Consider the following 15,818-nt stretch of genomic DNA (forward strand, 5'->3'; position numbering starts at 1 on the left):
TACCAATTTTAACCTTTGCATAAGCCACTCCTTCTGTTAAAGGGTTAAAACACTTATATATTACATGTGTAGGAGACAGTCCGTACACATATAAGCCCTTATTGAACATTAAACTTTCTCTAATTAAGTTATCATATTTTTATATTGTTTGTCAAGTAAAATTTTAAATTTATTTTACAATTATTATTTTATTTTAACACCTTCAAGATCATGTCTACAGGCATGAGATATGCCACAGGAAATCTTGCTATATATTTGTATTATTTTTACTATAATTGTTTGCTAAATTACAAATAGGGGCTTGATTGGGTATGGAATATATCATTAAGATTAGTAAGTGTTATAGTCATGAATAATACTTAAGTATTGGTTTTCTATTTTCTTTATTATGAAGGTAGGAAATAAGTGATGAATTAATAAATAAGTACTCATAAAGAGGAAATACGTTTTACTTAATCGTTATAATAATAGAAAGAAGTTCATATCATTAACTTTTGTAGGAGTTTAGGATGACATTAAGCAGAGAAGAGATATATCGCATTTTTACTGAGACAGTTATTATAAAAAAACCAAGATACGGGATTATCAAAGGTTATCATGAACTGCCGTATATTTGTCTTGGGGAGGCATTAGAGAGTCGGTATAACTCTTTATGTGTTCGAGGGAAAATACATGTTTCGCCTCAATTTGTAATTAAGCCGTCATATTATAAGGCAAAATATAGCGACCTTTTTGGTGAGAATGCGGTAGATATTGAAATAGCAGGTCGGATATTTGGTTTCATAGGTTTTCCAGATAAGCCTGTGGAATGTAAACTGGAATATTTAGAAGTTACCCATTTAGAACAAAATATTGATACCGCATTATCACATAGTTTAGATGAGTTGGAGAGAAAAGAAGATATTACGACCGGTGTTTTTATTACACCTGACAGTAGATACTATCCTATTTCCATTGAACGATTTATTACAGCTATTCTTGATGATGAATTTGCTTTTTAAGGAGGACGTATTATGAAAAGTGCTTATGAGTTGGCTATGGAAAGACTGAACAAGATGTCGGGAGAAGTAAAAAAATTATCTCCTGAGCAGAAGGAAAAGATTGCAGAGATAAATCGCAAGTATGACTCTAAAATTGCGGAGTTAAAAATTACTTATGATAACAAGATGAATGCCGTTTCAACCTTTGAAGAATATGAACAGTTGAAGTCAGAACTTGCTAATGAAATTCAGAAGTTAGAAGAAGAACGTCAGCAAGAAAAAGATAAAATTTGGGAGAAGGGCAATAAATGTCATAAAAAATAGGACGTTAACCGTTTTCTTGTATAATTAAGTGCAGTGTATAGAGTTAATGTTATGTTCCTTCCTATGTGCTTTTTTCTTATCAATTTAAGAATATATAACGTTGTGGATTAGTTTATATGAATATAAGAAAGGATTACGAAACAGAGAGAAAGAGACGAAGTATTAATCCTTGTCTAACATGTGGTGCGTGTTGTGCTTTTTACCGTGTATCTTTTTATTGGCGTGAGTGTAGTGATAATAAGCCTGATGGGGTTCCGATAAGTTTATGTGAGGACTTAAACATGTTCCGACGGGTAATGAAAGGGACTAATCAATCTAAACCTCGGTGTATTGCCCTAAAAGGAACCATCGGTAAGCATGTGTTTTGTAGTATCTATTGGCGTAAACCATCTATTTGTTGTGATATTGAGCCATCATATAAATATGGCTTTCCAGAGTCTAAATGTGACAAAGCCCGTCTTGCTTATGGATTAACTCCATTAACTCCGGGAGATTGGAAGGCACCAGAAATTGACGCTCCGGATTTTTATTCCCCTGCGGCGTGATGGTTTATCAATAACTTGATTATTAAAGCTTAAAAATAGTTCCTTTACTATATTTCTCTAATCCTTTGGTTGCATTTCTTGTATCTAAAATTAAGGCGGAGTTAGATACAATCTGTTGATAATCAAAGGACGAATGGTCTGTCACAATGACGACGAGGTCAAATTGAGATAAACCGTTGGATAGGGGATAAGAAGTAAATACGTTTCCTTCCACGTGTATCGTTTTGACAAATGGGTCTGAAAAATAGATTTCTGCCCCTTTATTCAGTAGTAGAGAAATAATATCAACAGCGGGTGATTCACGAATATCCGAAATGTCTTTTTTATAAGTTACACCTAATAATAAGATTTTGCTTCCTTGGATACTTTTCATTTTTGTATTTAGTGCGTCAGCCATTTTTTCAACGACATATCTGGGCATAGATGAGTTTATTAGTCGTGCGAGTTCAATAAACCGTGCTGTATAGTTTAATGTTTTCATTTTCCAGGAGAGATAAACAGGGTCAATGGGGATGCAATGTCCACCCAATCCGGGTCCTGGATAGAACGGCATAAATCCGAATGGCTTGGTTTTTGCAGAATCAATTACTTCCCATATATCAATGTTTAGCTGATTACAAATCATTGCCATTTCGTTAACCATTGCTATATTTACAGCTCGGAAGGTATTTTCTAACAATTTGGTCATTTCCGCTGTTCTTGCATTTGAAACAGGTATAATTTCAGAAACTGCATGTTTATATAATTCGGTTGCTTTTTTTGTGCATTCATGGGTAACTCCACCGATAACTTTAGGAGTGTTCCGTATGTTGTATTGTTTGTTCCCAGGGTCATATCGTTCGGGAGAAAAAGCAAGATAGAAATCTTTACCTACCCGCATACCCTTTTTTTCTAATCGTGGTAAAATAACTTCTTCTGTGGTGCCAGGATATGTTGTGCTTTCGAGAACAATCAGCATTCCTGAGTGTAAATAAACCTCGATGGAGTCGACCGCTTGGATAATAAAAGATATATCTGGTTCTTGGAGTTTATTTAATGGTGTAGGTACGCAAATAATGGCTGAATCTACATATTGTAAAATTTTGTAGTCATTGACGACATTGAATCTACCCGAAGAAATTGCTTCTTTTATCATTGTTGCTGGGACATCATCCAGATAAGAGTCTCCACTGTTTAACTTTTTAACCTTCTCTTTATCTGTTTCTATCCCATATACCTCTAATCCACCTTTATAGAATTCCAGAGATAAAGGGAGTCCTACATAGCCCAATCCTAACACGGCTATTTTAGAGATGGGTTTATCATTCATAAACGGTTTCCTTTGTTATTCTTTTTATTCATAATATAAGATTTTATCTCGATAACCCAACATGCCAGCCTGACATAAAGAGAAATCATACCGAAGTGGGTCGTCAGGGCAGATATATTGAAACACTTCTGTTATATGTATGGCAGTCTTTATATTAAGTGAATGTGTTTTAACAATGCCCCAGGACGTAGCCCAATGATATATATGAGTATCTAACGGGACGATGAGTTGGTTAGGATAAATGAAGTCCCAATAACCGATGTCAATTTCGTCTTTACGAACCATCCAACGTAGGTATAAGCATAATCGTTTGCATGCACCACCTTTTTCAGGGGCTGGAACTAGAAAGAATAGGGGGTCATTGGCTAATGTTCTCAATTGACTTGAAAATTGCTGAAGGGCAAGCCACAAATTTTGATGCTCTCGTTCATAGTGTTCACGAAAACATGCTTTGATGGAGGAATATTGTTCTAATATTTTTCGGAGAGCGTATAAAAGATGTGCAACAGTTAAGCCTGAAACAAACCTATGTTTGAATGAGGATAACGATGTTTCCAACTCTGAACGTGACCAATGAGGTAACTCAATTGATGGGGATTTAAATAAATTTAATATCTCTTTTATTTTTTTATTGAATGCTTTGACATTTCCAAAGGCAAATAACGCAGAAATTAATCCTACTATTTCCTGATCTTTTGCTGAATTATAATTATGTAGCCAATAGACAGGGTCATTTTTGACAAATTCAAGATGGTGGTATTTGTTGTAAATTTTGGCTAATGATTTTTTTATATGTTGTAATTTTGTTTTTAAAAGCATAATTATTAAATACTTATATACCAGATATGATAGACTAATTATAGACTAATTAAAGACGTTCAAGGACATCACTTTCGAACAGGAGATTAATTATGACACTTCCGAGCAATTTAGGGCAACATATTGCACGACTACGTGAAGGGAAAGGCATCTCACGGGAAGAATTAGCGAAACGAAGTCGTTGCAAAACGGAAATAATAGAAGCCTTAGAAGAAGGACAACTGTCGCCATCATTAGCACCATTACTCCAGATAGCACGTGGATTAGGTGTGCATTTAGGAACGTTGTTGGATGATAAACCGCAAGCTGGACCTATTATTACGCGACGTGGTAGCGAAGCACGTCCTGTTGTGCGATTTTCTGGGATTCGTGTAGCATCTGATTCGAGCACACTTGAATTTCATCCATTGGCTTATAATAAGGCGGGGAGACATATGGAACCCTTTGTTATAGATGTTCATCCGACTGTTTCCGAAGATTGTATGTTCTCAGTTCATGAGGGAGAGGAATTTATTTATGTTCTTGAAGGGAAGATACAGGTTTCTTATGGTTCGGAAATTTATATTCTAAGTTCTGGAGATAGTATTTATTATGATTCCACAAATCCACATGAGGTTCGTGCAGTAGGTGAAAATAACGCTCGTATTTTGGCTGTGATTTATACCCCCGAATAATTAGTTGAATATATTAATCATTTTATATTTCGATGCTTTTCAGGGACGTAAGATAATTTAAGCACAAGCAGTTCTAATGCGATTTTTTCGTCCATGCCTGTTTGACGCATAGTGTACGTCGTCTCGTTGCATAAGTTCATGGCAGTTACTAATTTTTTCAATCCGAATCGTTGAGCTAATGGGGTTACTTTATTTCTGACGAAGGTGCTTTTGGGTTGTTCTTCGGAAATGGCTAAGGTTCGGTATGCATTTTCTAATAACCATTGGATAACCCCAATAATTTCAGGGGGTTCTTTCCCTTGCTGTATCAATTCTTTAAGTATGAGCCAAGCATTTTTCATATCTCCGCGAGCAATAGCGTCTGTAAGGTGCCACACACTTTCCTCTGCGACATCTGCACATGAGGCTAATACATCTTTTATTGTTATTGTTTCTCTATCCCCAACAAATCCGACTAAAAGGGTGAGTTCATTTTGAATGTCTTTTAATTGGGCACCGCACCTCGCCATTAATTCTTCTAATGCCTCTAATGATATTTTTTTCTTTCGTTCTGCCAAGTATTTTTTTATCCAATCTCTTAGTTCATTCGGACTTAATAGTGGGCATTCTATAATGCCGTTGATTTTAGTAAATGTTTTATACAAAGGTTTTCGAGCATCTGTTGACTCTGCAATGCATAACAACAAGGTGGTTTCGGAAGGATTTTCTAAATACTCCACCATGGATTGAATAGATTTTGCCTCACTTTTCTCGCTACGGTCTAAAACTTCAAATTTTCGGACAATGACCACCTTTTTAGATGAAAAGAAGGGAAGGGTTTTACATTCCATTAGGACTTCATCAATGCTGGTTTCGTCTCCATAAAAGGTGCGTATACCAAATGATTCTTCACCTGATGGGATAAATCGTGCTGTCAGTTGTTCAACCATCTCTTCCGCAAGTACGGGTTCAAAGCTGATGTTATTCCCTGATACGGAGGGGCAAAATAAAAGGCACTTGCTAACTATATCTCCTTTATCTAAGGATTTTTTGAATTGTTTTATATCCATGTATATCTTTCTATAGGCACAATGTTGTATTTATATGGGTTAGTTTTGATAATTATTGGTTTAATTTGATATTACCACGGTTCAACAGTACGGTAGAAAATATCTGATGCTAACTGTTCTAATGCTTCTGAAACGGCTCTGTTTTCCTCATCACTTGCAAATGAACGGACTGGGATTAAAAAGGTCTCTACATTGCCTCGAGTTCTGTCTGAGGTTTGTCCTACCGCATGGGTGAAATAGGTGCTTTCGCCTGTCATGAGCGGTTCCTGCCATAGAACTTTACCCTCATGTTGGTCTGTTACACGTACTGCAGCGGTAACCACAATCAGGAATTGGGTTGTTTCATCTCTCACATCATAGGTGAGACCTTTTCTCTTATAATCAAGGATGGCTCCTTCAATAAGTAAGTCTGCTTCTTCTGGTTTGACTACCTTTAATCTACCATCATTAATGAATTTTCGTATTAGTGCATTGGTTAGGGGTGCTTGCAAATCATATTCGGAGGATTTATTATAAAATCCAGATATGGCTACCGTCTGATACTTGGGATTTAGTGAAAGTTTTGTTGTATAGGCACAACTTACTAATATGTTTAAAATAAAGAGCACTGTAAAGATACTACATATAAATCGAAATTGTGATGTTAATGTTCGTTTCATAAACATATCAGGTTATTGTTTACTTGTTTCCTGTTCAAATTGGGCACGTAATTCACTTGTTTTCGCTGGATTTTCTTCAAGCCAGCGGTTCGCTTTCTCTGCGAATGATGTATCGCTGTATTTTGTCGCAACTAATTGGTAATAGATACGTGCCGAATCAAATTCTCTTTGTTTTTCATAAAATCGGGCTACTATCATTTTTTGTTCTGCTATGTTTTCCCGCATTTTACTACGCCATTCTTTTAGTTCCGCACAACGAGAGTCCTCGGGGAAATTGCGTATAAATTCATCAATTGCATCGACCGCTAATTCTGCTCTACTCTGGTCATATATGGGCTTTAATGATGAATCATAATAACATTTTGCTAAGCTGTAACGTGCATCGTCCACCCAATCGGATTGGGAATAATTTTCTATAACGCGACGGTATTCGTAGGTTGCCTCGATATATTCCTTGCGTGCTTGGTGGCATAGGCCAATTTTATATTGAGCCTCTGCAGCGCCTGGCATGAAGGGTTGGTTGTTAACTACCATACTATATACTTCGATGGCTTGTTTTAAAGGTTTCCCCTTGAAGATAGAGAACCATTTGCTCCTTTTCTTTAAGCCTTTTTCATACAGCTTATCGCCAATTTCATATTGTTTTTTAATTGCCTGTTCATATAATTTGGAATCTGGATAATTCGATACCAGCTTCTGGAACTCTTTTGCAGATTCTAACCATTTGCCCATTGCCATTTTTATTTCACCTCTTAAAAATAAATTCTGGTCTGCTAAGGGGTCTTGTCCATAGAAGTTGATGAATTTTTCAGTTTCTTTCAATGCTTTTTTTAGGTCACCTTGTAAAAATAAACTTCGTGCATACTCGACTTGCAATTCTGCGGTCTCTTTTGGCATTCGCTTAATGTTTATAAAGCGTCCTGTTTGGGGTGTCCATGTCCATTGTGAATAACTATCGAGTGTGATTAAGCAAGCCATGAGTATTAAAATCATTACCACATTCTTTTTCATTTCTATTCTCCAGTTTTAAACGTGTTGTATAATTAACTTTTATATGCCCAAAACTTCGATAATAACATAATTATTTTCATTACTAAATTTGGAATATAATAATATCACATTATAATAATAACACAATTTGACAAAAATTTAAAATATGTTTGTTTCAAATTCTTGTGTATTTTATCGATTTTTAATAAACGAAATCTTTTTTGCATATTTATTATAAGGGAAGCATGAAAAAGCCAGTATTAACTTTGCAAACAACAACTCTCTGGGATTATCCCTCACAACATTATGGTGACCAAATGCAGGGAGACCAGAATTATCCCGGTGCAACTCCTTCGTATATTATATGGAATCTATTACAGCGATATACCCGTGAAAAAGACCTTATTGTGGATCCTATGTGTGGAAGTGGCACAACTATTGATGTGTGTAAGGACTTACATCGCAGGGGTATCGGATTTGATTTAAGTCCCTATCGGGACGACATTATTCCTGCGGATGCACGTAATTTGCCGTTACGCAATGAAAGCGTTGACTTTGTCTTTATAGACCCACCATATGGTACTAATATTCACTACTCAGATGACCCGCGATGCATCGGAACTTTAAGTGCTAACGATGATACTTATTACAAGTCTATGGAGCAATGTATCCGTGAGATTTACCGTATCTTGAAACCTCAGCGGTTTATGGCTTTATATTGTTGCGACTCTTTTCAGAAAAAAAAACCATTTGCTCCCATTGGATTTCGATTATTTTCAATTATGGAACAATGGTTTACACCTATGGATATTATTGCGGTTGTTCGACACAATAGGACATTAAAAAGAAGACACTACCATACGGAGGCGGAACGCGGAAATTATTTCCTCCGTGGGTTTAATTACCTGTTTATAATGAAGAAGGAAATAAAACAGAAAAAATGAAGAAATAAAAATACGAAAGGAAATGAAAATGACTACACAGTATTATTTATCAACTTGTTCCTATGTCAAACTTGTTCTATTATTTGTTCTTCTTTATATGATAGGCAAACCCTGTTTCTCGGATGAGACATATCAAGGACAGTCTTTGCCTATCAAAAATTCACGGGGTGATTATACCGTCGCCTGTTTCTATTTCCCGAACTATCATATAGACAAACGAAACGAAAAAGTTCATGGACAGAATTGGACTGAATGGGAATTAGTAAAAAACGCCAAACCTCGATTTGCAGGACATCAACAACCAAAAGTTCCCTTATGGGGGTATGTAGATGAAGCCGACCCTAAAGTTATGGAAATGAAAATTGATAGCGCAGCGGAACATGGGATTGATGTTTTTTTGTTCGACTGGTATTGGTATAACGATGGACCCTTCTTACAGCGATGTTTAGACGAAGGCTATCTTAAAGCACGAAATCATAATCGTGTTCGTTTCGCCGTAATGTGGGCTAATCACACATGGCTTAATATTCATCCTGCTTCATTAAAAACAGTCCAATCTCCACAGGTGCTGTATCCTGGTGAAGTAACCCCAGAAACCTTTGAACAAATTACTGATTATGTGATTGAAAAATATTTTTCCGACTCTGCCTACTGGACTATCCACGGCAAACCCGTATTCTCTATTTATGAAATCCATACCTTTGTTGATGGTATTGGTGGTTTAGAAGTTGCTAAAAAGGCATTAGATAATTTCCAGAAGAAGGCAATTGCCAAAGGGTTTCCTGGTGTCCATATTAATGTGGTCAATATTGAAAATCGCATGCCAAAATGTGTCCAGGGTAAAATGTCCCCAGCCGAATTAATTCGTTATTTGAATATAGATAGCGTAACTTCGTATGCATGGGTTCTGGATACTCCACTAAATACATTTCCTGAAACACCCTATACAGAAGTGGCAAACCGATTTGATAACATCTGGGCAGAACGCTCTCAACAATTTGGTGTTCCTTACTTCCCCAATGTTTCTATGGGATGGGATTCCTCTCCTCGTTGTAAACAGGACGACCCTTTTGAGAACAAAGGCTATCCCTTCACTCCGATACTCTCTGGAAATACACCCGAACAATTCCAATCCGCTTTAGAAAAATGCCGTGCGTTCTTAGATAACAACCCAATCTGCAATAAAACATTGACCATCAATGCATGGAACGAATGGACCGAAGGCAGTTACCTCGAACCCGACACCAATCACGGCTACGCCTACCTTCAAGCAATAAAAAATGTATTTGGAAAGTGACTATAGTATTCCTTTAATATTGTGAATTTAATAATCAAAATCAAATAAAGATTTTTGACAAATTGTTTCTACTATACCATTATTTCTCATTTCTTTTATTTCACCGTTTAACCTTTTTAAAATAATTTCATAATATTTTTTTGAAATTTCTATAGTAATATAGTTCCGTTTTAACTTTTTAGCCACAGCCGATGTTGTTCCTGTCCCTCCAAAAGGGTCTAATACAATATCTCCTATATTTGAACTTGTTTTAATTATCAGTTTCAATAAATCTTCTGGCATCTGGCAGGGATGAGTCCCTATTCTCTCCTTAAATGTCCCGCATACCCTGGAAAATTGCCAGACATCATCCGGAATTTTGCCAAATGGATTTGCTCTTTTGTCTTTATAAACAATCTGTCTTGCAGATGGGATTCTTATATCTTTGTCATTAAATGTAAATTTCTCTTTGTCTTTTGTGAAATATAAAATATGTGTATGAGCCCTGTTGAATTTTTTGCGTTGGTTTTGTCCGAAAGTGTAATACCAGATAATCCAGTTTCTGAAATAGAACCCTGTTTTCTTCAAGATAATACTTATTTCACCGGCAAATTCATCCCCTATAGCAATATAGATACTTCCACTTTTATTCAATAATCTATAGCATTCACCTATCCATTGCATTGACCAATTATAATATTCTTCATAAGGCATGTTATCGTTATGAACATCGTATTTTATCCCAATGTTAAAAGGAGGATCTGCAAATACTAAATCTACACAATTATCGGGCATATCTCGCATTATCTTTATACAGTCTCCTAAATATACTTTATTAACCTCCATGTTTATTCTCCACTGCCAAATAATTCACAAGGTTTGATTTTAAACTGTATTTTTGTTGGGTCCGGAGTTCCACCTTTTCTCTGCATTGTGATTTTTCCAATATAAAGACTTCCTTTAGGAGAAATACATATTTTCCCATTGCCAAAAAAGTTCATAACAAAATTTATATCTTTTAATACCCATGTCGTTGTATTGTTATTCTTATCATATCTTGTAACTAACATCCAATCTGCTGACAATCCTCCTCTTCCTTTTATTATATCACTTACAACTCTAATTCTGTTCTTCTTAAAAAAATTAATAATTTTGTTCTGTATTTTTAAGGGAATTTCATTAAAGAATAGTCGCCTTTTGTCCTTAAGTCTTATATTTTTTAGTTCTTTGAGATTTCCATTTATTATTTCTTTCTCCGGATTTAATTCACCTGTGAAAAGTTTAAGCCAATATGATATTTCTTCATTAAATCCCCACATTTCTTGGTAGCTCGCAACTGTCCTTTTATCTATCTGGTTATAGTCAGAATCGCGATTCGCTTTTTTTAGAGATAGATTTTCAATTTTTATGATGTCCCCAATTCTAATATAAATTTTTATTTGCGCATCTGCTTTTTTGTATTTGACAAATTCCTCATATTCACCTTCTTTTACATCAAATTTATTAACATCTGCTTTTTTTATTCTAACTGGTATTTGAATTGCTTTTACAGATTTGATTTTATTGAGATTATATCCCATAATCTGAAGCCATTCTTGTGCCTCTTTATCTTTTTCCCAGGAATTGAACTTTCTACATATTGTTTGTTCATTGGCAAATCCACCTTTGGCTGTTTTTGAGCCTAATTCTTTCTTATCCATAAAAGACCTCATAAATAAGAATAGTTAAAAGCCATAAACAATTTAGGTAATATTTTATATTACCAAATTTATAATAAAAGATGTGAAAAATAATATCTATCCATCTAACGATAAAGAAGTACTACGATTCGACCTTGCTTTGCTTTAAATATAATACACTTGCTATTCTCAATTTTATATGCATATTTTATTATAGAGTTCACAAAACATGCTATTATTTGATTGCAGAGTTTTATATGGTTTTAAATAAAGATAGCAAGTTAGAAATATGTGAGATTTTTTATAGTATACAGGGGGAGTCTACATGGGCGGGGTGTCCGATGATTTTCATTCGGTTGTCGGGGTGTAATTTAGATTGTTCGTGGTGTGATACGAGGTATGCCTTTGAAAAGGGGACTTTTTTTACTATAGAGGAGATATTGAATATTATCTCCCAGTATAGGTGTAAAAGGGTTGAAATTACAGGGGGAGAACCATTGCTTCAGGAGCCTGTATTGATGTTAATGAAGATGCTGTTAGAGAAAGGATATACTGTTTTGTTGGAGACAAATGGAGCATGTTCGATTAAGGATGTTCCCCCAGGAGTTGTTAAAGTTATGGATATAAAATGCCCTTCAAGTGGGATGGAAAAGCAAATGCTATGGGAAAATATTGATTATTTAAACCCATTTTTAGATGAGGTGAAGTTCGTCATTGCGGACCGAAATGATTATGAGTATGCAGTCGAGAAACTTCATGAGTTCCAATTGGACAAAAAATGTCGGGCTGTCTTATTCTCACCGGTTGCCGGGCGTATATCTTTACAGGAATTTGCCCATTGGATTTTGCAGGATGGTTTGCCAGTGCGATTACAAGTGCAATTGCATCGAATTATCTGGGGCGAGAATACAAGAGGGGTTTGATTTTGTTTTAATCGGTAGATTATTGTTTATGTGTTTGCTATCATCCTTGGGAGTGAAAAGAAATATCACAAATGCTTGAATATAAAAGAGATAGGAGTTCATTTGATATGAAAAAACAACTCTTCTTGTTGTTCTTTGTTGCTGTTTTCCCCTTGTTTTTATCAATTGTTGCTATGGGGCAAGATAATATATCTACAAACACCCCTCCGCCGAAATTGCTCTGGGAGATAGGTACTCCTGATAACAGGTGTTTAGAACTGGCACTGGCTCCTACAAATTATACCCGCTATAGGGAAGATTCCTATTTTATGGTTGGGCATTCTAAACCTGCGGAAGATTGGTGTTATATTCATCCTGGACCCAAGGACGAATGGGCTCAAACGATACCGCATATTTTTACCGTCTTATTTTATCTAAAGTCCGTAGAAACTCAGGAAAACGCCCAGTTGAATTTATATCTGTTGGAGTTCAATAAGACCTATCCGCCTAATTTGACTGTATATGTAAACGGGGCAAATTTCCCGGTTCGACTTCCGCCGGGAAAGGGAACGGATGAATTTTTAAGTATTTTTGATGGCTCATTACCTTCCGCAAGGAAAATTGAAATTTCATTCCCATCTTCATTATTACGATTGGGTGAAAATGTTATTCAGTTTACGGTATCGAGTGGGAGTTGGTTCATTTATGATGCGGTTCAGTTATTCACCCCGAGTAAGTTTGAATTAGCAGAACCGAAAAAGACTGTATTACGAATTGGTAAACCCATACCCATTCCTCTGGTTACATCTGTAGAGGAAAAAGAACTCCGTGACATAAAAATCCCTATCCGTTGTTATGGTCAGCCTTTTGAGGGGAAAATATCTATTACGAACAATGACCCGATGGATATAAATCTTCAGCCTGGCTGGAATACCATTTACTACCCGGTAAAAGAGGTGGATAAGGATACATTTTCGTCCATTGAAATTAAGGAAGAGGACAAAACGGTTGCGACTCGTGACTTTGTTATCCCTCCTGCCAAACAAAAGACTTTATATCTTATTCCACATTCTCACAATGACATTGGGTATACCCACATACAGACAGATGTATTAAAAATACAACAGGAAAACCTTACTAAAGCATTAGAACTTATTGAGAAAACAAAAGACTACCCTCCGGAAGCACAATTTCATTGGTCTGCAGAGGTTTTGTGGGCAGTAAAAAGTTTTTGGCAAGTCGCAGATGAGGGAACGAAAGAGCGATTTAAAAAAGCGGTTAATGATGGTTACTTTGAATTACCGGCTCTTTTTACAAATCAACTCACAGGTCTTTGCAATGGTGAAGAACTTACACATCTCCTTGATGAAGCCCATTATGTATCAAACGAATTAGGAACAACAATTGATTCCGCCCTCATAACGGATGTCCCGGGGTATACATGGGGATTGATTCCCGTTCTGGCACAAGCCGGCGTGAAATATTTTTCTATTGGTCCAAACCTGTCCTGGCGGGTAGGAAATATCCTTGAAGTTTGGGGCGATAAACCATTCTACTGGGCTTCTCCCTGCGGAAAATATAAAGTCCTTACATGGATTGGTTTGGCGGGATATAGTTGGTTCTTCGGCGGAACCAATGCTATGCCAGAGCAAATTCGCAATTATTTGGCAGAATTGGAAGACAGAAATTTCCCCTATGACATAACAATTGCACGGTATAGTGTCGCCAGTGACAATGGACCGCCGGATGATAAACTGCCTGATTTTGTAAAACAGTGGAATGAACAACATAAAACCCCAAAATTGGTTATTACCACAGCCCGCAAGGCTCTACAAACTTTTGAGGAGAAATATGGAAAAGATGTGCCTGTGTATGCTGGTGAAATTACACCCTACTGGGAAGATGGTTCTGCTTCTTCCGCACGAGAGACCGCACTAAATCGAAATACGGTGCGGAAACTTATGAATGTAGAAACGCTATGGGCCTTATGGTTTCCTGATAAATATCCTGGTGAAAAATTTCAATCAACATGGGAAAATGCAGTTTTGTATGATGAGCATACCTGGGGTGCACATAATAGTATTTCCGAACCGGATAATCCGTTTGTAAAAGAACAATGGGCTATAAAGAAATCCTTTGCGGAAAATGCAGAAAAGGGTAAAAATGATTTATTCAATCTATTTGTCAACAATTTTCAACCTGACTATCAAACGGTGTCACAAATTATTGTTATCAATCCGACACCTGTTAACCTGACAAAGGTTGTAACTATCCCCTCTTCGTGGGGACGAAAAGGCAATCGTGTATTAAAAGAGGGGAAACCAGTCCCTTCACAAGTTCTACAATCGAATGACCTTGTTTTCATAGCCCATGAAATTCCTGCATGGGGCTATACGATATTTACCATTGAAGCAGGAACCCCAGAAAATCCGGAAGCATCTGTGATTGTAAGTGATAATACTATGCAAAATGGACGCCTTGAATTAATCATTGACCCACAAACAGGAACCATTAAATCATTAAAAACACAATCTGATGGAGAAGAATTTGTAAAAGAAAATACACAATACAAAACAAATGAGTATCTATACACCTCAGGTCGAAATCCTGAAAACACAAAACGAGCCGAGAATATCCAGATAGAGATAAAAGAAAAAGGTCCTGTTATGGGAAGCATTCTCGTGCGTAGTACATCTGTCCCCGGGGCTAAAGAAATTCAACATGAATATGTGTTATATGCAAATTCAGACTTTGTCGAGGTTATAAATTCTATTGATAAAGAAGATATTCGCACTCCGGAAGCGGTTCATTATGCGTTTGCTTTTAATATTGACAACCCTAACATTCGATATCAAACACCTTTTGCGGTGGTTCATTTACCGGAACAACAATTACACGGTTCCTGTAAAAATTATTTAACCGTTCAGGACTGGGTTGACATCCAGAATAATGAAAAAGGAATTACACTATTCACACCGGATGTCCCTATGGTAGAGATAGGCAAAATTACCGTTGACCCAATTGAAGTAGGCTGGAAAAAAGGCTTGATACTTGAACCCCATATCTTCTCGTATGTGATGAACAATTACTGGGAAACAAATTATAAAGCCTCTCAGGATGGATGGCATACATTCCGATACTACATAAAACCATATAAAAAGAATGATTCCTCCAATCCCGATACCCTTGCAAAACAATTGACTTCTGACCTGATTGTAATTCCTACCCATAACACACCCCAACAACTGACCCCTCCCGTCCAGATAACCCCCAACTGGGTAATATATCATGTCAAATACAATCCTGATGAAAAGGCATACATCGTTCGATTATTTAATCCGACATCCGAACCTGTTCCCGTGCAGATTAAAAACGCATCCACCACTAAACCCGTTATAATCACTTCCACTTTATCTAACAATCCACAATCGGAACCCTTTACAGAACGAACCCTCAATCCGTGGGAACTGCTAACCCTGAAAATTAAGTAAAAACAACCCGTTACAGTATTTTTAATACAGAAGGGGCAGACTTACCAATCCGCCCTAATGGGAATAATTATCACGGAAATGAATGCCCTGCGAATGTTATGAATACAAAATGAGTTCCTACGACTTCACTTTGTGCCAGAGTTTTTGGACAGTGGATAGGATTCGTTCCTGGATAGA

15 protein-coding genes are annotated in these 15,818 nt (G+C 36.6%); 8 read left to right on the forward strand and 7 right to left on the reverse strand.

Features of this window, described 5'->3' with window-relative positions:
• Positions 1–509 precede the first annotated feature (509 nt).
• From PLJ10_12765 to PLJ10_12775, 3 genes are all read left to right on the forward strand, one after another.
• On the forward strand, positions 510–1,001 hold the full coding sequence (locus PLJ10_12765; GenBank protein HOK10516.1) for a hypothetical protein: 492 nt from the start codon (positions 510–512) through the stop codon (positions 999–1,001).
• A 12-nt stretch (positions 1,002–1,013) separates the two neighbouring features.
• Positions 1,014–1,304, forward strand: a complete 291-nt coding sequence (locus PLJ10_12770) for a hypothetical protein (GenBank protein ID HOK10517.1) — start codon at positions 1,014–1,016, stop codon at positions 1,302–1,304.
• A 116-nt stretch (positions 1,305–1,420) separates the two neighbouring features.
• Positions 1,421–1,849, forward strand: a complete 429-nt coding sequence (locus PLJ10_12775; GenBank protein ID HOK10518.1) for a YkgJ family cysteine cluster protein — start codon at positions 1,421–1,423, stop codon at positions 1,847–1,849.
• Positions 1,850–1,871: 22 nt separating this feature from the next.
• On the opposite strand, the gene PLJ10_12780 is transcribed toward PLJ10_12775, so the two are convergent.
• Both PLJ10_12780 and PLJ10_12785 read right to left on the reverse strand, forming a co-directional pair.
• Positions 1,872–3,158, reverse strand: coding sequence for a nucleotide sugar dehydrogenase (locus tag PLJ10_12780; protein ID HOK10519.1), 1,287 nt, complete (start codon positions 3,156–3,158; stop codon positions 1,872–1,874).
• Between the two features lie 24 nt (positions 3,159–3,182).
• Complete coding sequence (locus PLJ10_12785) at positions 3,183–3,977, reverse strand: TIGR02757 family protein (GenBank protein ID HOK10520.1); 795 nt, start codon at positions 3,975–3,977, stop codon at positions 3,183–3,185.
• A 92-nt stretch (positions 3,978–4,069) separates the two neighbouring features.
• Between PLJ10_12785 and PLJ10_12790 the strand changes: the two genes are divergently transcribed.
• Positions 4,070–4,651: an XRE family transcriptional regulator gene (locus PLJ10_12790; protein HOK10521.1), complete on the forward strand. Its 582-nt coding sequence runs from the start codon at positions 4,070–4,072 to the stop codon at positions 4,649–4,651.
• A gap of 17 nt (positions 4,652–4,668) precedes the next feature.
• Here PLJ10_12790 and holA read toward each other — a convergent pair whose 3' ends face one another.
• The 3 genes from holA to bamD form a co-directional block, all read right to left on the reverse strand.
• A complete protein-coding gene (holA, locus tag PLJ10_12795; GenBank protein ID HOK10522.1) occupies positions 4,669–5,700 on the reverse strand; it encodes a DNA polymerase III subunit delta in 1,032 nt (343 codons plus the stop codon).
• Between the two features lie 71 nt (positions 5,701–5,771).
• A complete protein-coding gene (locus tag PLJ10_12800; protein HOK10523.1) occupies positions 5,772–6,365 on the reverse strand; it encodes an LptE family protein in 594 nt (197 codons plus the stop codon).
• Positions 6,366–6,371: 6 nt separating this feature from the next.
• Entirely contained in the window at positions 6,372–7,370 is a 999-nt protein-coding gene (gene bamD / locus PLJ10_12805) for an outer membrane protein assembly factor BamD (protein ID HOK10524.1), read from the reverse strand.
• A gap of 224 nt (positions 7,371–7,594) precedes the next feature.
• Here bamD and PLJ10_12810 point away from each other — a divergent pair, with 224 nt between their 5' ends.
• Together PLJ10_12810 and PLJ10_12815 are read left to right on the forward strand one after the other, a co-directional pair.
• Positions 7,595–8,293: a DNA methyltransferase gene (locus PLJ10_12810; GenBank protein HOK10525.1), complete on the forward strand. Its 699-nt coding sequence runs from the start codon at positions 7,595–7,597 to the stop codon at positions 8,291–8,293.
• 28 nt (positions 8,294–8,321) lie between these two features.
• Positions 8,322–9,590 carry a glycoside hydrolase family 99-like domain-containing protein gene (locus PLJ10_12815; protein ID HOK10526.1) on the forward strand — a complete coding sequence of 423 codons (1,269 nt, stop codon included), beginning with the start codon at positions 8,322–8,324 and terminating at the stop codon, positions 9,588–9,590.
• A 27-nt stretch (positions 9,591–9,617) separates the two neighbouring features.
• Here the strand turns inward: PLJ10_12815 and PLJ10_12820 are convergent, their stop codons facing one another.
• Together PLJ10_12820 and PLJ10_12825 are read right to left on the reverse strand one after the other, a co-directional pair.
• A complete protein-coding gene (locus PLJ10_12820; GenBank protein HOK10527.1) occupies positions 9,618–10,415 on the reverse strand; it encodes a DNA methyltransferase in 798 nt (265 codons plus the stop codon).
• 2 nt (positions 10,416–10,417) lie between these two features.
• The gene (locus PLJ10_12825; GenBank protein HOK10528.1) at positions 10,418–11,269 is read right to left on the reverse strand and encodes a type II restriction endonuclease; all 852 of its coding nucleotides are present in this window, start codon (positions 11,267–11,269) and stop codon (positions 10,418–10,420) included.
• A 236-nt stretch (positions 11,270–11,505) separates the two neighbouring features.
• Between PLJ10_12825 and PLJ10_12830 the strand changes: the two genes are divergently transcribed.
• Positions 11,506–12,171, forward strand: coding sequence for a radical SAM protein (locus tag PLJ10_12830; protein ID HOK10529.1), 666 nt, complete (start codon positions 11,506–11,508; stop codon positions 12,169–12,171).
• Between the two features lie 107 nt (positions 12,172–12,278).
• Complete coding sequence (locus tag PLJ10_12835; protein ID HOK10530.1) at positions 12,279–15,641, forward strand: polysaccharide lyase family protein; 3,363 nt, start codon at positions 12,279–12,281, stop codon at positions 15,639–15,641.
• The last annotated feature ends 177 nt before the right edge of the window (positions 15,642–15,818 follow it).

It is taken from the genome of Candidatus Hydrogenedens sp., assembly GCA_035361075.1.
Classification (GTDB): Bacteria; Hydrogenedentota; Hydrogenedentia; order Hydrogenedentales; family Hydrogenedentaceae; genus Hydrogenedens.